The 18,459-nt window shown below is 57.1% G+C and carries 14 protein-coding genes and 1 pseudogene; 10 read left to right on the top strand and 5 right to left on the bottom strand.

Annotated elements, in window-relative coordinates; all coding sequences use genetic code 11:
* Nucleotides 1-23 precede the first annotated feature (23 nt).
* Nucleotides 24-647 (bottom strand): alpha-ketoglutarate-dependent dioxygenase AlkB family protein, encoded by a 624-nt coding sequence (locus QQJ86_RS07810; protein WP_284320343.1) that lies wholly within the window; start codon nucleotides 645-647, stop codon nucleotides 24-26.
* Nucleotides 637-2,043, bottom strand: coding sequence for an amidase (locus tag QQJ86_RS07815; protein WP_284320344.1), 1,407 nt, complete (start codon nucleotides 2,041-2,043; stop codon nucleotides 637-639). The genes QQJ86_RS07810 and QQJ86_RS07815 overlap by 11 nt, the downstream gene beginning before the upstream one ends.
* 175 nt (nucleotides 2,044-2,218) lie before the next feature.
* Between QQJ86_RS07815 and QQJ86_RS07820 the strand changes: the two genes are divergently transcribed.
* The 6 genes from QQJ86_RS07820 (at nucleotide 2,219) to QQJ86_RS07845 (ending at nucleotide 10,138) form a co-directional block, all read left to right on the top strand.
* Nucleotides 2,219-3,820, top strand: a complete 1,602-nt coding sequence (locus QQJ86_RS07820) for an electron transfer flavoprotein-ubiquinone oxidoreductase (protein ID WP_284320345.1) — start codon at nucleotides 2,219-2,221, stop codon at nucleotides 3,818-3,820.
* Nucleotides 3,817-5,118 carry a glycosyltransferase gene (locus QQJ86_RS07825; protein ID WP_284320346.1) on the top strand — a complete coding sequence of 434 codons (1,302 nt, stop codon included), beginning with the start codon at nucleotides 3,817-3,819 and terminating at the stop codon, nucleotides 5,116-5,118. The genes QQJ86_RS07820 and QQJ86_RS07825 overlap by 4 nt, the downstream gene beginning before the upstream one ends.
* Nucleotides 5,115-5,339, top strand: coding sequence for a hypothetical protein (locus QQJ86_RS07830; RefSeq protein WP_284320347.1), 225 nt, complete (start codon nucleotides 5,115-5,117; stop codon nucleotides 5,337-5,339). Before QQJ86_RS07825 ends, QQJ86_RS07830 begins: the two co-directional genes overlap by 4 nt.
* The gene (locus QQJ86_RS07835) at nucleotides 5,336-8,323 is read left to right on the top strand and encodes a glycosyltransferase family 4 protein (protein ID WP_284320348.1); all 2,988 of its coding nucleotides are present in this window, start codon (nucleotides 5,336-5,338) and stop codon (nucleotides 8,321-8,323) included. Before QQJ86_RS07830 ends, QQJ86_RS07835 begins: the two co-directional genes overlap by 4 nt.
* A gap of 95 nt (nucleotides 8,324-8,418) precedes the next feature.
* Entirely contained in the window at nucleotides 8,419-9,165 is a 747-nt protein-coding gene (locus QQJ86_RS07840; protein ID WP_284320349.1) for an electron transfer flavoprotein subunit beta/FixA family protein, read from the top strand.
* A 28-nt stretch (nucleotides 9,166-9,193) separates the two neighbouring features.
* On the top strand, nucleotides 9,194-10,138 hold the full coding sequence (locus tag QQJ86_RS07845; protein WP_284320350.1) for an electron transfer flavoprotein subunit alpha/FixB family protein: 945 nt from the start codon (nucleotides 9,194-9,196) through the stop codon (nucleotides 10,136-10,138).
* Between the two features lie 62 nt (nucleotides 10,139-10,200).
* Here the strand turns inward: QQJ86_RS07845 and QQJ86_RS07850 are convergent, their stop codons facing one another.
* The 3 genes from QQJ86_RS07850 to cysD form a co-directional block, all read right to left on the bottom strand.
* The gene (locus QQJ86_RS07850) at nucleotides 10,201-11,340 is read right to left on the bottom strand and encodes a DegT/DnrJ/EryC1/StrS family aminotransferase (protein ID WP_284320351.1); all 1,140 of its coding nucleotides are present in this window, start codon (nucleotides 11,338-11,340) and stop codon (nucleotides 10,201-10,203) included.
* A 132-nt stretch (nucleotides 11,341-11,472) separates the two neighbouring features.
* Nucleotides 11,473-13,329 (bottom strand): adenylyl-sulfate kinase, encoded by a 1,857-nt coding sequence (cysC, locus tag QQJ86_RS07855; protein WP_284320352.1) that lies wholly within the window; start codon nucleotides 13,327-13,329, stop codon nucleotides 11,473-11,475.
* Nucleotides 13,329-14,234, bottom strand: coding sequence for a sulfate adenylyltransferase subunit CysD (cysD, locus tag QQJ86_RS07860; protein WP_284320353.1), 906 nt, complete (start codon nucleotides 14,232-14,234; stop codon nucleotides 13,329-13,331). The genes cysC and cysD overlap by 1 nt, the downstream gene beginning before the upstream one ends.
* 517 nt (nucleotides 14,235-14,751) lie before the next feature.
* Here cysD and QQJ86_RS07865 point away from each other — a divergent pair.
* The 4 genes and pseudogenes from QQJ86_RS07865 to QQJ86_RS07880 form a co-directional block, all read left to right on the top strand.
* Nucleotides 14,752-15,237, top strand: a complete 486-nt coding sequence (locus QQJ86_RS07865; RefSeq protein ID WP_284320354.1) for a GtrA family protein — start codon at nucleotides 14,752-14,754, stop codon at nucleotides 15,235-15,237.
* A 5-nt stretch (nucleotides 15,238-15,242) separates the two neighbouring features.
* Nucleotides 15,243-16,064 (top strand): polyprenol monophosphomannose synthase, encoded by an 822-nt coding sequence (locus QQJ86_RS07870; RefSeq protein ID WP_284320355.1) that lies wholly within the window; start codon nucleotides 15,243-15,245, stop codon nucleotides 16,062-16,064.
* A complete protein-coding gene (locus QQJ86_RS07875; protein WP_284320356.1) occupies nucleotides 16,043-18,013 on the top strand; it encodes a hypothetical protein in 1,971 nt (656 codons plus the stop codon). The genes QQJ86_RS07870 and QQJ86_RS07875 overlap by 22 nt, the downstream gene beginning before the upstream one ends.
* Nucleotides 18,014-18,206: 193 nt before the next feature.
* Nucleotides 18,207-18,459: pseudogene (locus QQJ86_RS07880) on the top strand (IS4 family transposase); the annotation flags it as partial.

Consider the following 18,459-nt stretch of genomic DNA (forward strand, 5'->3'; position numbering starts at 1 on the left):
GAGTCAATCCAAGGTGCAGAGCGTCATGCGCGGTGTATCAGACGGAAGGTGAGGTTGATGCGTGGTCCGATAATTCCGGCGCTTTTGGGCAAATCGTGCAGATAACAGCGCTGAGTATCGCCAGCCATGCACAACAGGCTGCCATGCGACAGGGTGAGACCTACCGGCGGCGGCGCGCTCGTCCCGCGCGGCACCTTACGGCGGAACCGAAAACGGCGCTCTGTACCCAGGCTCAGCGAAGCAATCACGGGTTGTGCGCCGAGCTCGGGCTCGTCATCGCTGTGCCAACCCATGGAATCCTCGCCATGACGGTACAAGTTGGCGAGCACGCTGTTGAAACGCGCTTCGCAAGCAAGCTCCAGACGCTCCCGCAACGAAAGCAGCGACGGCGTCCACGGCCTGGGTTCGAAACGGCTGCGCGAATACACATATGTCGCGCCGGGATCGCCGATCCAGCAGCTCAACCGCGGCGCATCGACCTCGCGGCCGAACAGGCGCAGGCGATGCCGTTCCCAAGGGATCTCATCCAGCAAGTGCTGCAGCAATGCATCGGCTTCATCGCGTGTAAGCCACGCTGGCGCGTAGTGCACATCTGCATCGGGCAACGGCAGGCGTTGCCACGTGCCGCCGATAAGTTCAGGCGTCATCACGAACGACAGGGTACTCCGGCGCCGCATCGAGCGTGGCAGACCAGACCGCTGCCAGTTCCAGCAAGCGCAGATCCGAGCCACGCGCGCCCACCAACTGCATGCCGATCGGCAAGCCGTTCGGCAATGTGCCCATAGGAATGCTCACCGCCGGGCAGCCCGCGAGGCTGGCAAAACTGGTGAGATCGCCTTGCGTATCTGGCACAGGACCATCGAGAGGGAAAGCACCTTGTGGTGTGGTTGGCATAACCAGCACATCGATCTGTGCAAACAATCGGCGCATTTTTAGCGTGGCGGCATCGAGCACGCGATCTGCATTGGCGTAATCGGAGGCCGTCTTGCGCGCGGCGTAATCGAGCAAGCGACGGAACGGGGGCGACACTGGATGCTCAGGGTCGGCAAGCTGCGTTGCGAAGGTGCCGATCATTTCCGCTTCCATCAGCAAGAAACCGGCGCGACGGGCGCGAGCGAAGTGCCAGTCGTCGAAATCCACCGTGCGACATTCGCCCAGTTCGCGATCGAGCTTGGCCAAGGCCGCTTCGAAAACATCCACCACCTCCGGCTGCACGCCCAACGCAGGCAGGTTCGGCAGCACGCCGCAACGCAATTTGCCAGGCTCCCAATCCGGTGGCGACAGCGCGACACGACGACGGCGCGAGCGCGGATCTTCGGCGTCGTAACCGGCCATCACCTGCAGCAGCACGGTGAGATCGTCAACGCTGCGCGCAAGCAAGCCAACCGCATCCAACCGTCGGGCCGCCGGCACCATGCCGCGCGTAGAAATTTCACCCTGCGTAGGTTTCAGCGCGAACACGCCGCAATAACTGGCGGGAATGCGAATGGAGCCCAGACTGTCCGAACCGATGGCCGCTACTGCCAGCCCCGCTGCTACCGCCGCTGCGGCGCCGCCGGATGAGCCACCCGCTGTGTAACCGCGGCGATGCGGGTTGTGCGTTGCACCGTAATGCGGGTTATGGGTGATCGCGCCAAGCGCACCCTCATCCATATTGGTTTTGCCAAGCAACACGGCACCCGACGCGCGCAACCGTGCTACCACATGCGCATCGTGTTCGGCCAATACGCCAGGCCCGGGCAATCCGGCATGCGTGGGCCAACCGGCTATATCGAAATTGTCCTTGAGCGCGATGGGAATACCATCCAGCCGGCCGATCACGCCATCGCGCCGACGATGCTCGGCGCCATGCGCCTGCTCGACCGTCAACGCCGAACTCAGCTGCACATAAGCATTGAGCCGCGGATTGATGCGTTCAATGGCTTGAAGGTAGACCTCGGCCAGTCGGCCCGATTGCACCCGGCCGGAAGCCAGCCAGTGCAGGAGTTGGCAGAGCGTGGCACGGCGAAGATCTATATCGGCGATCGGCGGTAAAGCACTCATGCACGCTCCGGCGCGGGTCAAATGCGATTATGTCCATGCACCGCGGCGTATCCTCAAGCAGGCACCGGTTTGCCGCGCAGTAGGCGAATCCGGAGAATACCGTCCTGACCGCCGCGAGGACCACCCATGCGGCCGCCCTCAGCAGCCACCAGCCAGATGACGGAGCCCAATCCAAATGACTGAACGCGAGACGATGGAATACGACGTGATCGTCGTCGGCGCGGGCCCGGCTGGGCTTTCGTTCGCGATCCGCCTGAAACAGCTCAAGCCGGATGTGACGGTGTGCGTGATCGAGAAAGCCTCGACCATCGGCGCACATATTCTTTCCGGCGCAGTGATCGAGCCGCAGCCGCTGGACGCCCTGCTGCCCGGCTGGCGCGACAACCCACCCCCGATCTGCGTGCCGGCCACCGAGGACGAATTCTGGCTGCTGAACAAGACCGGCGGACGCAAGCTGCCGGTACCGTCGACGTTGAACAACCACGGTAACTTCATCGTCTCGCTCGGCGCGTTATGCGCATGGCTCGCGCCGCAGGCCGAAGCACTGGGTGTGGACGTGTTCCCCGGCTTTGCCGCCGCCGACACCATCTATAACGACGATGGCTCGGTCGCCGGCGTGCGCATCGGCGATATGGGCGTAGCTAAAGATGGCTCGCACAAATCGGGCTACACGCAAGGCATCGACATCAAGGCAAAAGTCACCGTGCTGGCGGAAGGCGCACGCGGTAGCCTCACCAAGCAACTCATCAAACGTTTCAAGCTGGATCAGGACAGCGATCCGCAAGGTTATTCCATCGGTATCAAAGAACTGTGGCAGGTGCCTGCAGGGCGTGCAAAACCCGGCAAGATCTTCCACAGCTTCGGCTGGCCAGCCGACAACCGCACCTACGGCGGCGCCTTTCTCTACCACCTGGACAAAGACCGCATCGCACTGGGCTATGTGAGCGGACTCGACTACAGCGATCCCAATTACCAGCCATGGGAGGCCTTCCAGCAGTGGAAGAACCACCCCATGATCAAATCGGTGCTTGAAGGCGGCAGCATTCTTTCGGCGGGCGCACGCGCCATCGTTACCGGCGGCTACCAGTCACTTCCCAAGGTGGAACTACCTGGCGCCCTTCTGATCGGCGACACTGCCGGTCTGCTCAACGTACCCAAGATCAAAGGCACCCATCAGGCGATCAAGAGCGGCATGCTCGCCGCCGAACACCTCGCCGCCAGCGAACTGAAACCCGCCGGCTTCGACGCCAAGCTACGCAGCTCGGACGTGATGGCCGAACTCAAGAAAGTGCGCAACATCAAACCCGGCTTCAAGAAAGGCCTGTGGTTTGGCATGTTCAACGCCGCCTGGGAAACCATCACCGGCGGCAAATCGCCGTGGACGCTAAAGAACAAACCCGACTGGAACTCACTGCACAAGCTCGGCCAATACGAACAACCCAAGCGCGACTACGTACAACGCGACCTCGCCCCGCGCGACCGCCTGGCCGGCGTCTACTTCGCCGCCACCGAGCACGACGAAGACCAGCCCATCCACCTTCACGTGAAGGACACCTCGGTTTGCGTTACGCAATGCGCGCAAGAATACGGCAACCCCTGCACCCGCTTCTGCCCCGCAAACGTCTACGAAATCGTCAATGATGAAGCGGGCAAACGCCTGCAGATCAACGCCGCCAACTGCGTACACTGCAAAACCTGCGACATCAAAGATCCTTACGAAATCATCAACTGGGTTCCGCCTGAGGGTGGGTCGGGGCCGAACTATCAGAATCTGTGAATCTCGATCTCGCTTGGCGCTTTGCGCGCCTGCATCAACTCAGTCGTCGCGTATGGGGCAGTTTGGCCTTACGCGGATGGAAAGGTACGTTTAGGCGGATCGTCGAGCAATTTCGTGCGCAGAAAGATCCGGTGGCGCGCAATATCGCTACGGACGTTCCCGCGGATTTGCACAACCGCCGACGTATCTTGGTTATCGACACCATGGCGCCCAACCCGGCACGCGATTCCGGTTCGCTGCGCCTGTGCATGATGCTACAACTTCTTCATCACGACGGCTGGCATGTCGATTTGTTGCCGGATGACGGTCGCGTCACGCCCGTAGACGTCGAAAGACTGCTCGGCTACGGCATCCATGTGCACATTGGCAGTGTCATGACCTGGCTACGGAAACATGGCACAACGCTGAATGCCGTATTGTTGTGCCGCCTGGCCATCGCAGCGCCCTACCTCGCGCCAACTCGTCGACTAGCCCCGCAAGCCATGTGCATCTTCGATACCGTCGACTTGCATTTTCTGCGTGAGCAACGGGCAGCAGAGGTGTCCGGCAGTCAGCGCATGCGTCGTCAATCTCTCTCATCGCGGCAACGAGAGCTGGCCTTGGTGCGCGACAGTGACGTGAGTTTTGTCGTGAGCCCGGTGGAGCTGGACATGCTTCGAAAGGAATTGCCAAATAGCCATATCGAACTGGTCAGCAATATTCATGAAATTCATGGTCGCGGCGCTCCATTTTCACAGCGGCGAGATCTCCTGTTCGTTGGTGGCTTTGGTCATCCACCCAACGAAGATGCCGTACGCTGGTTCTCAGCAGAGATCTTGCCGCTACTAAGAGCGCGTGATCCTTCAATGCTTTTGCATATCGCAGGCGACATTACGCCTGAAGCACGGCAAGCTCTGGACCAGCAAGGCATCGAACTGCATGGCCGGGTCGATGATCTGTCAGAACTAATGAATCGCTGCAAGGTTTCGGTAGCACCGCTGCGCTTTGGTGCTGGCGTCAAAGGTAAAGTAAACATGGCGATGAGCTATGGCCTGCCGGTTGTGGTAACCCCGATTGCTGCGGAAGGTATGCATTTGTCGGATGGCCGTGATGCCAAGATCGCAACGACGGCCATCGAGTTCGCTGAAGCAGTCTGGCACGTTTATCACGATGAGGCCTTGTGGACACGATTGTCCGACGTAGGCATCTCCAACGTGCAACAACACTTCTCACCAGAGATAGCGCTGCAGACCTTGCGCAGAGTGCTTCCTGCCAGCAAGCAGGTAGTTAGTCATCCGATCGGCAAAGTTAGTTCATGAGAAGCCTGCTTCATCTTGCCAAACGCTTTCTGGCAAAGCATCCGACCTTGCGTCGCAAAATCGTCAACGCGATTTATCGGGTTCCCGTACTCGATATGCGGTTACGAACGGCACTCGACAGCAACGATGAGCCAGCTCACCAACGCATAGATCCAAATAATCTACCTGAAGAAGTTCAGGTCGTGTATGAGCGGCTTCGCAACCGGGTCAAACGCTCATGAAGCTGGTATTGGACCTCCAGGGCGCGCAAAGCCAGAGCAGATATCGAGGCATCGGCCGCTACACTTCGGCATTGACACGCGCTCTTCTTGAGCGTGCCGCGCCCGAATATGACATCCGGTTGCTGTTCAATGCTCGATTTGGTGAAGCGACCGATGCGCTGATCGCCACAATGGGCAATCATGCCGCACCAGAGCGCCGTGTTGTACTGGAAATCCCGGAAGGCATTCGCGCTCAACCTGGTGGAAACGCTTGGCTCCGCCGTGCCGCTGCGCACGTGATGCAGCATGCCGTAGAAACACTCCATCCGGACGTGATCTGGTATGGCAGCGTGCATGAAGGTTATAACGATGACGCCGTGCTGCCATATGCTCCTCCGGCACATACCGCGTGTGTGGCAACGCTGTATGACTTAATTCCTTTACATTCGCCAAGCGCGTACCTCGGTCACCCTCGCACATATGAGTGGTACAAGCAGGGGATCGATACCCTACGGCGCTGCGACATGCTTTTTGCGATCTCGGAATGGGTGCGCAAGGACGCCATTGAGCGCTTGGAATTGCCGTCAGAGTGCGTGATCAACATAGGTGCTGCGGTCGATTCATCTTTTGTGCCCGCTGAATCAAATCCTCTAGCCACTGCGGCCCTACATGCTCGCCATGGGATTACACGTCCTTACATTCTTTATAACGGGGGATTCGACTCACGCAAAAATGTACCTGCGTTGATCACCGCCTTCGGCGCACTACCTGAGCCGCTTCGCACTACCTACCAACTTGTTATCGTCGGTCGCGTTGGAGAGGAGGAAATGACTCAGTTGCAGACTGCGGTTCGCAAAGCCCGCCTTGCTACCGATAGCGTCATCTACCCTGGCTTTGTCACAGACGATGACTTGATACGTTTTTATACCGAATGCGCGCTATTTGTATTCCCTTCGCTGCTGGAGGGGTTCGGCCTTCCACCACTCGAAGCCATGGCCTGCGGCGCCCCTGTCATTGCCAGCCATGCTGCCAGCTTGCCGGAAGTGGTAGGAAGACAGGACGCGCTGTTCAATCCACATCGCATAGATGAAATCGCCGAGCGCATGGCCGACGTGCTTGGCAATCCCCACTACGCCAGCGAACTCAGAAAATATGGCCGCGTACGCGCTGGAAGCTTTAATTGGAATGCTGTGGCAGACCGTGCCCTACATGCATTGCAAACGCTTGCGAGTCGGCAAGACTCACAACGGATTGATAGCTCAATTTCAAGCCCCTCCGTCGCCTGTGTTCACGCGCCCGGAACCGAGGTGCCGACTTGGTTAAAGAACTTCGAAGTCCATCGCGACAAATCTTCGACGCCTCTTTCTAATCCAGGTCATCTGATGTACGTAGCTGACACCAGCAATGCAGCTGCGCTCGAAGAATCCATACGGACGCGGCCCGGCGTGTTGTTGATTCAGCAAGGACCTAACGCAGAATCGGTACCTTCCCACGAAAGTATGTATCGCGCGGCCTATAAAGGAATGGGGTACGACGGACTGCTTGCGTTGAACGATCACACTTTAACAGCGGACTTGGGATTGGTTCCGCTGTGCGAGCAGGCCTTGGCCGTGTTTTGCACCGATAAGACGCTGGCTGATCGGATTCGCACTCTGACAACAGCGATGCCGCGTCCAGACATTATCCATCTGTCCGATTCCGACACGGTATCTGTGCGTGCGGCGACGCTCCAGTACGTTTTTGCAGCGCCCCCCTTGGCTCGCGAAGCCAGCGTGATTGAGGATATTCGCGCTATCGATGGCATTCCTGACGACAATGACCTTGCCGCGACTGCCAGTGCGATGGTATCTGCACGCCCCCCAGGCGCGGTTCGTCGATGGCTGGTCGATATCAGCAGCATCGCGGAAAAGGACATTGCCACGGGCGTTCAACGCGTGGTGCGAAGCACACTCCTCCATTGGCTCAAATCCCCTCCGGATGGAGTGCGCATTGAACCAGTGCGCTTCACTCGCGGCCGTTTCCACTACGCCCGGCGCTATGCACTCGATTTGCTTGGCCTTACTGCCATCTCCCTTCCGGAGGACGCAGTAGAGGCGGCAAGCGGTGATACGTTCTTCGGCCTCGATTGGAGCGTCGACTCCATCAGCGCTGCAGAACCGCAACTACGTCAATGGCGCCGGCGTGGCGTAAGTCTGCAGTTCCTTGTCCATGATCTGCTCCCGATAACGCTACCTGACAAGTTCCATCCTTATGCGCGCGATCGTTTTGAAAATTGGCTACGCCACATTGCCATTATTGCCGATCGGCTCATTTGCGTCTCACGTGCAACAGCAGACGACTTGAGCCGCTGGCTAGTCAGCGCTGCGCTGCCTTATCAATTTGGGCGCGCTCCCGAAGTCGCCCACTCGCCGCCCGGTGCGGACACCTCATTTAGCGACGGGGCGTCCAAGCCTCGTCCGCAGCTCGGCCGCGCTATGGAGGCACGACCGAGTTTTCTGATGGTAGGAACGATCGAACCTCGCAAGGGACATGACCAGGCACTTGAAGCTTTCGAACAACTTTGGAACACCGGCGTCGATATCAACCTCGTCATTGTCGGTCGCTTTGGCTGGCTGATGGAGAGCTTTACCTCCAAATTGGACAAGCATCCGGAACGCGAACATCGCCTCTTTTGGATCGATGACGCGGATGACAGCGAACTCAATGCCATCTATCAAACCAGCACAGCGTTGCTGGCAGCCTCATGGGGCGAAGGATACGGCTTGCCACTGGTGGAGGCCGCACGGCGCAGCCTGCCTGTCATCGCCCGTGACCTACCCGTGTTCCGGGAAGTCATGGCAAAGCAAGCTACTTACTTCAAAGCCCCGCTCGCAAAAGATCTTGCTGATGCCCTACGTAACTGGCTTGCCACGCCCCGGCGACCGACCTATGCAATAGCAGCGCAGTGGCCCTCCTGGAAACAAAGCGCGGCAGATTTAGCCGATGCAGTAAGGCGGCAGACCTAACCATTCGCCACCGCATGGTCAGCTGAATCCGGTTAGAATAGGCGTTTGCTTGACAATTCCATACGCCCTCAAGGCGTCGGTATAAGGAAACGCAGATGAAGATTTTGGTCGGCTACAAGCGCGTGGTGGACTACAACGTCCGCATCCAGGTAAAGCCCGATGGCACCGGTGTGGTGACAGACGGCGTGAAACTCTCTGCCAATCCCTTTGACGACATCGCGCTAGAAGAAGCGCTGCGTCTGCGCGAAAAGGGCGTGGCCGAAGAGGTGATCGTTGTCGGCATAGGCCCAGCCGATCTAACCGCACACCTCCGTAATGGCCTTGCAATGGGCGCAAATCGTGCCATTCATGTGGTGACGTCGGACGCAGTTCAGCCACTCACCTCGGCACGCGCATTCCTAAAGCTGGTAGAAAAAGAGCAGCCTGGCCTAGTCATCCTGGGCAAACAGGCCATCGACGACGATGCCAATCAGACTGGTCAGATGCTTGCTGCCTTGTGGGATCGCCCCCAGGCTACATTCGCCAGCAAGGTAGAAATTGCGGACGGCAAAGCAACGGTGACGCGCGAAGTCGACGCCGGTCTGGAAGTGATTGAAATCCAGTTGCCCGCCGTAATTACCACCGACTTGCGCCTGAACGAACCGCGCTTCATCAAGCTGCCAGACATCATGAAGGCCAAGTCCAAGCCGATCGACACTATTGAGTTCGCATCCCTGGGCGTAGATGCGCACGATCAGCTCAAGACCACGCACTATGCCGCGCCAGCCAAGCGCAGCAAGGGCGTGATGGTGAAGGACGCCGCAGAGTTGGTGGCAACCCTTAAGCAGAAGGGGCTGCTCTAAGCAGCCGACCGGAATCAAGGAGACATCCATGAGCAAGATCCTGGTTATCGCCGAACATCTGGACGGCAAATTAAATCCCTCCACCGCACGTGCAGTAAGCGCTGCTGTAGCCGTCAAGTCCGAGGCTGTTGACGTACTCGTGCTTAGCGACAAGGTCGGCCCACTTGCCGCCGAGGCCGCGAAGATCGAAGGCGTGAGTCATGTGCTGACCATCGCCCGTGTGGAGAACGCCCATCCTCTGGCGGCTATCTTGGCGCCGCAGATCGCCAAGGCCGCCGCTGGCTACAGTCACGTGTTGGCGCCCTCTACCACTTTTGGCAAGGATGTCGCGCCACGAGTAGCCGCGCTGCTGGGCGTGGCACAGGTCAGTGATGTCATGAGTGTGGAAGGCAGCCACGCCTTCAAGCGGCCGATCTACGCGGGCAATGCCATCATCAATGTCGAAGCCGACCCTTCCCACGCTGTAGTCGCCACTATTCGCACTGCTTCTTGGCCTGCAGCTAATAGCGGCAACAACAGTGCGCCGATCGAAGCTCTGAATGTGGAAATGAACTTGCCCACACACACCCGCTTCGTCGAACTCAAGCAGGGCAAGAGCGACCGGCCGGACTTACAGAGCGCGAACAAAGTCGTTTCCGGCGGCCGCGGAGTGGGCTCGAAGGAAAATTTCGAGATCATCTACAAGCTCGCCGACAAAATCGGCGCGGCTGTGGGCGCATCCCGCGCAGCCGTTGACGCCGGCTATGTACCGAACGAACTGCAAGTAGGCCAGACTGGCAAGATCATCGCACCGGAGCTGTACGTCGCCATCGGCATTTCCGGCGCCATCCAGCACCTTACTGGGATCAAGGACGCTGGCACTATCGTGGCAATCAACAAGGATGCAGAGGCACCGATCTTCGAGATCGCTGATATCGGTCTGGTGGGGGACCTGTTCAAGCTCATTCCCGAGCTCGAACAAGCTATTGGTTAATTGCCGCATGATTCGAGAGAACAGAGGGCGGCAGCGAATGCCGCCCTTTTAGTATTTGTAGGTCAGGCACTCAAGATGAGGCTTACCGCCGCGACAACTCGCTCCACGTCCCCATCAGAGAGCGCAGGCGACAAAGGTAGACTGACAGTTTTCCGCCCTAAGCTCATGGCGTTGGGCCATTGCTCTGGTCTCCAACCGAATCGTTGCTGATAGTAAGGATGCTCCGGAATCGAGAGGTAATGCACACCCGTTCCTATCCTGGCCACATTCATCTCATCCAGAAATTCATCACGGGTGATGCCGCAATGATTGTTGTCGATCATCACCGTATAGAGATGTCTACCATGGCGCACATCATCTTCTGCAGGCACCGGTAATTCGATAGGCAGATTCGCCAAAGCGGCATCGTAATGTCGCCAGATCTCATCGCGACGACGCCAGCTCTGCTCCACGCGTGCAAGCTGATGCAACCCTATCGCGGCCTGCAGATCCATCATGTTGTACTTGAAGCCACATTCCACTACTTGATAATGCCTATAGCCCTTGTCGCCGAAGCGATGCCACGCATCCTTACTCATGCCATGCAAGGCCAATACCTTGGCTCTAGCGACCTGCTCATTGCTACGCCCAAGGATCATGCCGCCTTCACCGGTCACCACGTTCTTAGTGACGTAAAAACTAAAACAGCCGAAGTCGCCGAATGTTCCCAGCGGCTTGCCATGGAATTCCGCCTCGACGGCATGCGCGCAATCTTCGATCACCACCAAGTCATGTTTGCGGGCAATGTCCATGATCCGGTCCATGGCGCATGGCCGCCCAGCAAAATGTACTGGCACTATAGCCCGCGTACGCGGAGTGATAGCCGCTTCGATCGCATCGGGATCGATGTTCTGAGTTTGTGGATCGACATCGGCAAGAACCGGCATCAAGCCCGCATGCAAGATCGCGTTGACGGTGGCGCAGAACGTCAAGGGCGTCGTGATCACCTCCGCTCCATGCTCGATACCAGCAGCAAGCATGCTTACATGCAAAGCTGCCGTGCAGGAATTGACGGCGGCCACCTGTGCTGACTTGACCCCGCGAAAAGCGGCGAAATCGCGCTCAAACTTGGCGACACGCGGCCCGGTACCCAGCCAGCCTGAACGAAGGCATGTCAATACTTCGTCGATTTCTGCCTCATCGATATGAGGTGCACCGAACACGAGAAAAGGTGGCTGATCTTGGTCAGTAGTCATAAGGGTACGCAGGCGACTGGTAGCAAGTACGCAATGATAGTGTCTGGCTAAAGCGTGGCTATGAGCTTCTGGCGCCCAGCGCCCAGATAGCGACACCAATCAGCCAACAGCACTTGGCAACACCCTTGCCGCGAGTTCGTCCACTATGGCTTCCAGCGACACGCCCTGGGCTTTCAAATGAATCTCAGGCGATTCGGGTGTTTCGTACGGCGAATCGATTCCAGTGAAATTGCTGATCTCGCCCGCGCGAGCCTTGCGGTACAAGCCTTTCGGATCGCGGCGCTCACACTCCTCGAGCGGCGTGTCCACAAAAACCTCGAGGAATTCACCATCACCGAAAAGGCCACGAGCAAATTCGCGCTCACTGCGGAACGGCGAAATCACGCATACGAGCACAATCAGGCCTGCATCCACCATCAGGTGCGCCACCTCGGCCACGCGCCTTACGTTCTCCACACGCGCTTCCGGCGTAAAACCGAGATCACGGTTAAGGCCGTGGCGCACGTTATCACCATCAAGAAGATAAGTGTGACAGCCGAGAGCACTCAGGCGACGCTCAAGCAAGTTCGCTATGGTGGACTTACCTGCACCGGACAAACCTGTGAACCAGAGGCACCGCGGCAACTGCCCTTTGCTCTGCGCGCGCATTCGCTTGTCGACATCCAGGTGCTGCCAATGCACGCTGGTAGCGCGACGCAGTGAAAAATCCAGCATCCCACAGGCGACTGTGGCATAGCTTTGCCTATCGACAAGAATGAAGCCGCCCAATATAGGATTGGTCGCGTACGCCTCAAATGCAATGGATTGATCCAGATCAATGTTGCAGTATCCAACCTCGTTCAGTTCCAAGCGATGTGCTGCCAATTTCGCCTGCGTGTTCACGTCGACCTTGTATTTGATCGATGTGACTCGCGCATTAACCGTGCGCGAGCCTACCTTCATCCAATAGCCGCGGTTCGGTAGCAGTGGCTCGTCGCCCATCCAGATTACGTGCGCAGCGAATTGATCTGCCTCCTGTGCTGGCCTGGCGGCGTCGGCAAGGACCTCACCGCGACTGACGTCGACCTCTCTATCTAATGTCAACGTAACAGCCTGCCCCACACCTGCCTCATTAAGATCACCGTCAGCCGTCACAATGCGCGCGATACGTGCGCGATGTGTGCCCGGCTGTACGACGATCTCGTCTCCCGTCCGCACACGGCCACCACAGATGGTTCCCGCGTAGCCGCGGAAGGATTGATCAGGACGGTTTACCCATTGGACGGGCATGCGGAAATCAGCCCCTTCCATCGGACGCACTTCGGCAGTCTCCAGCAGTTCGAGTAACGTCGAGCCGCTGTACCACGGCATCCCCAACGAATGCGCTCCTACGTTATCACCCCACAACGCCGCGACCGGCAAGGGAGACACTTCCGAAATACCTAGTTGAACGGCCAACTCCGCATAGGCGGAGCGAATGGATTCGTAGATATCGCGGCTGTAGTCAACAAGATCCATTTTGTTCACTGCCAGGATCACCTTGCGTATCCCTAGCAGCGCGCATATGTAAGTGTGCCGGCGCGTTTGCACCAATAAGCCTTTGCGGGCATCAACCAGCACCACAGCAAGGTCAGCGTGCGAGGCACCTGTAGCCATATTTCGCGTGTATTGCTCGTGCCCCGGGCAATCCGCAACCACAAAGTTGCGGCGCGCGCTATGAAAATAGCGATAGGCCACGTCGATGGTGATGCCCTGCTGCCGCTCCGCGTCAAGGCCATCCATCAGCAGCGAAAAATCCAGTGCATCGCTTTCGGGGTGTATGCGCCGGCTATCACGGCGCAGCGCCTCGATCTGATCGTCCGGCAACATGCCGGCGTCGTAAAGCAGGCGGCCAAGCAGTGTGCTTTTACCGTCATCCACACTGCCGCACGTGATAAATCGCAGCAGCTCGCGATTCGAACTAGAGGGCGCCGCCATTAGAAATATCCCTCCTGCTTCTTTTGCTCCATCGACGCGGAGGGATCATGGTCGATGACTCTGCCTTGCCGCTCGGATGAACGAGAGGCAGCCATCTCGGCAATGATCTCGCCCACCGTGCTGGCGCAGGATTCGATAGCACCGGTCAAGGGATAGCAGCCCAGGGTCCGGAAGCGAACCATGCGCCGCTCGACCCGTTCACCTTCCCGCAGCACGAAGCGATCATCGTCGACCATGATCAGCGCCCCATCACGCTCCACCACTGGGCGCTCTTTGGCAAAATACAGAGGCACCACCGGGATGCACTCCAGCTGTATGTACTGCCACACGTCCATTTCGGTCCAATTGGAAAGCGGAAACACGCGCACGTTTTCACCCTTGTGAATATGGGTGTTGTAAAGATTCCACAATTCGGGACGTTGGCGTTTAGGATCCCAGCGATGCTGTATGCTGCGGAATGAAAACACTCGCTCCTTCGCTCGCGATTTTTCCTCATCGCGCCGCGCCCCTCCGACTGCCGCGTCGAAACCATGTTTATTCAGAGCCTGTTTCAACGCCGCGGTCTTCATGATGTCGGTGTGCATCGTTGACCCGTGAACAAGCGGGGAAATGCCCTGCCGTAGCCCATCCTTATTGACGTGCACGAGGAGCCGTACGTCAATCGCAGCAGCCACTTGGTCGCGGAAGGCGATCATCTCCCGAAATTTCCATGTGGTGTCGACGTGCAGCAACGGAATCGGGGGTCGCGCTGGGTAGAACGCCTTGCGTAACAGATGAAGCAGGACCGACGAATCTTTACCGATCGAGTACAACATCACCGGCTTTTGGAAGCTGGCCGCCACCTCGCGAAGGATGTGAATGCTCTCGGCCTCAAGTTCGTCTAGGTGTCCGGGACGCTGGTTCATTGGTCAAGCAGCAGTAATTGAATGCCCGATTTTGCCACGGTTGCACAGGCAGTTCAGTGGTGCCTGATCGCCACAGAATCTAATCCCGCTTAACAACGTGGCCGCACGGCAAATGGCGCTGAAGCCATTAATTTCCTTGGGTGAAGGGGGCGGGACACACCTAATGTCCCCAGCCTCTGTCGACTTAACCGGCGAAATGGTCACCCCTTTTAGCCCCCCCAGTGACTCGATGCCAGCCGTAAAGCATCGCGCGCATTGGTTAAAGGCACCAAGCATTCAGCTATGACGCTTGCTTCTTTGGAGCAAAAGGCAGCACATCTGAACCCAGCTACAGGCCAGACACACTTCTCGTAGTCACCAGCTTTCCGGTATGCTAAGCGGCCGACGCCGCTCCATGCGACACCGTGAGCTGGGGGAGCCAATGTTCAAGCCTCCGTACTTACGGAAGCCACGAAATGCCAACTCTTGAACACTCGAAGGCCGCATCTAAACCAGGGCCTCAAATAGGGCCCTACGGATGATCAGATTCATTGGAAAACTGACGCAGCTCGGCCGCAAACTCACCTTTAGTTTACTGCCTGCCTCGCTCATTTCATTCCTGATTGTTGGCTCACTGGGTGTTGGAGTTCATCTGGCCGTACTCAAGAGCACGCTGGCCCTGATCACGCACCAGTTCAAGTACGCAAACCTCACAGCATTGGTTTTTGCGGCCACATTTAACTATGTGCTGAACAACGAGTCGACATTCAGCCATAATGGGTTGACAGGGCGGCACGCCATACTGGGTTATTTTATCTATATGGGCGTCACCTCCCTGGGAATGGTGCTCAGCCTATATATCTCAACGCACGTCTACAGCTATGGGGTGACCCCTATTCCAGCTGCCCTTTCCGGCATCGTCGCAGGGGCGATGTGGAATTATTTCATGTCATACACTTTTGTCTGGAAGCTGCTTTTCAAAAGTAGCAACCAAGAAGTCGATACGACCATCGCCAATAAATGACCCCCATGATTAAGACACTCGTTTTCTTTGCCACGTACAACGAGGCGGGAAATATCAAGCCGTTGATTTCCTCCCTGGAAAATACGGCTCCTGAGTCGGACATTCTGGTCGTTGATGACAACAGCAGCGATGGCACGGCTGATATCATTCTTGGAATGAACCGTCCCAACGTGACCCTTTTACAACGAAAAGGGAAACTAGGCCTCGGGACTGCTCACCTATTGGCACTCTCGTACGCAAAGGAGCACGGGTATGACGTCATCATCACGATGGACGGAGACCTGTCGCATGATCCCGCGTACATTCCATCTCTGCTCGATCGACTAGAAGCCGGAGCGGATCTCGTTATCGGCTCGCGCTATATGCCGGGGGGGGGGTGCGACTATACCGGCTACCGCCTCTATGTCAGCCAGCTTGCAAACGTCGCAGCGCGATCGCTGCTTGGCCTGAAGCTGCACGAATTCACCACCTCATACCGGGCGTTCCGAGTCAGCGAGCTTAAGCGTCTCAATTTCGCTGCACTCTTGGTTGGAGGATATTCTTTCTTTCTCACGACGATGGTCGAAGCGTCGGTCCGAGGACTGAAGATCCAGGAGGCTCCCATTCAATTTCGCGAAAGGGGGTATGGGACGTCGAAGCTTCCACCCATGGAGATCTTCCGCGGCATGGCCAATCTTTTACGGCTTGCAGCCAAGAAGGCCACTGGCCAACTTGCACGCTCGCCTGTCGCAAAGGTGTCCGGCTGCCCCAACTGCGGCAATACATTCAGCTTCATCTCAAACGAGGATGTCGGCACTTGTGTCCAATGCGGCTTCCGATCGAAATGATGGCCGATCCGAAACTCTCCTCGCCGCCCCAAAACCGCGCACCGGAACCCATCAAGTTCTTGATCGCTCTTGCGATCGTCGCAGCCGCTGTATTTCCACTATCGACGCTACTGTGCGGTAGCCAGGACGGCGATGGCGTACTTACGGCGCTCATTTCTACACAGAAGTTGACGTGGTATTTCTGGGGTCAGGATCGCCTCCTAAATTTTATTCCGGCGCTCGCCCATCCTATTTCTGACGTCGTTTGGAATCTGCACTTTCAGTTATTCCTGCGGAGCTTTTTCGCGTTCCTTGCTCCCGTCGGATTTCTCTATTTTCTAACCCGCTCTGCCAGAACGCTAACGGTTGCCACCGTACTGACGAACTGTGTGCTTGCCCTAACATTAAGCACAGAGGCGCTGTTCAATCTGTACATACAGCACAATCCTTTCGGTACGTCGCTGGTATTGCTCGCAAGCGCTTATGCAGTTCTGGCGCGTGGTACACGAGCCAATAGCTTGAGATGCGCATTGGCGGGAGTGATTCTTTTCCTGGCATACGCCACCAATTTTGCGTTGTTTGTCTTAAGCCTTCCGTTCCTCATGGTTGTTCTATGTTTGTCTGATGAGAATCGTAAGAGTCTGTTCGGTTTCATCATTCTAAACGTTGTTGCTGTGGTGCTCGCCTACGGGCACGCGAAGTACTTCGGTGATGCAGATACACAGTTTGGCCTTTCTCCTTCAATGCGCGCGGTACGAGCTGGCTACCATGCCGTGAAACTTGAGATCAGCTGGACTTGGGTTGCCACCTTTGTTTTGATCTCTGTGGGCTCCGGCTTTGCCATGCGTATCCCAAACCGATGGACTGCCACGCTGCTCGTGGGCGGGTGCCTGGCGCTTATCGGTATCCTGTCCTGCGCCTCATGGGCTCAGATAAACGCATATAACATTCGCTATTACCTCATTTTTCTCATCGGGATCGTTGCAGGCAGTGGATACCTGCTGACAACTTGCGTGCGCCAAGCTGTGCCCTTTGCAGAGAAGCATTACGCAGGGGTGATATGGACGTTGCTTTTGACCGCGTTCATAGGTGGCTTGCACGGTCTATCCGCGACCCCGAACACACTAATTGCACCAACGTGGCGCCAACCCTCCGAGGCCGTTGCACGTATCGCTGAGCAAGAAAATGTCCGATTTATTGTCGGGGGTTTCTGGGACGTCTGGCCAGCTGTCTTTGACGCTAACGCGAAACTTCAAGTAGACGGCAAGCCACCTACTGTCTACGGGGGCGCACAACGCAGCCACGTTCTCCGTAAGATCCTTTGGAACATCTCCAAGTCACAGGGCAGCTTGCGGACCCTGTGTTTCCTTGACAGCACCGAAGCCTGCGTAGAAGCCGCCTCAATGGGGATGAAAGCCTTCATGCTCGCCGTCCCTCACACTGAACGCACCGTAGAAGCGGAAGGAAAGTCCTTGCTATTCCTCGAGCTGCGCTTTGCCGATCAGAATAGTCCGCCCCCTCCCATTGCAGAATGGGGGCAAGCCCCGCTCAACACGCAGCTTGTTCACATTGAGCTTACAGCCAACCAAATTCGTTTCGACTCAGCAAACGACAAAATCATCGTACCGCTTACGCTTCGCAACGATGGAACCGTTCCGCTAACCCCTTACGGGGATCATGCTGTGAATCTTGGGGCAAGGCTGACGGACGAAACAGGCAAGGTGGTAAATGTCGACTACGCCAGGACAGCGCTTCCAGTTTCTGTTCCAGGCCAAGCGGTACAGGCTGAATTCGACTTAGCGGCCAGCCAGCTTGAAGGACATGGACTCTCCATCCTTCCTATCCAAGAAGGTGTCGCGTGGTTCGATCAATTCGGCGTTTCTCCTGTCGTCGAGGGACCATTCCATCGTTGCACTAAAGATGGAAGATCTTGGATGTGCGATACCACTCACGCGCTCAACGCCAAATAGTTCTTTGGTACGCCCCCGCTTTCGTAGACGGTTACGAAAAGGGGCCGAACGAAAAGGCGAAAAGGGGCCGTGGGCTGAGGTTTCCCCACGTTTCTAGTGGATCAATCAACGACTTACGGCGGTACCGAGTGGCATAAGAGTGCGCGCATGGCGCATTCTTCAAGGCGACCAAGCACAATAAAGAGTGCCGCCCATGCGCGCGAGTCGAGTATTGCAGAAGTGTATGTCCAGGTCGTTAGGTGCAATGCATGCGTTGCGAAACCATGTATTAGTGCGTTCCGTTGAAGCGCTGCTACGAGGGCGGCGCCTGACATTGATGGATGTCGCACGCTCTTGGCCCGATGCCGAACGCGTCAAAGCACCACTTAAAGCATTTGATCGACTGTTGAGTAACCGCCATCTCCACCAAGAACGATTTCAGATCTATGCCGATATGGCGCAATGGC

It is taken from the genome of Dyella acidisoli (assembly GCF_030160295.1).
GTDB lineage: Bacteria > Pseudomonadota > Gammaproteobacteria > Xanthomonadales > Rhodanobacteraceae > Dyella_B > Dyella_B acidisoli.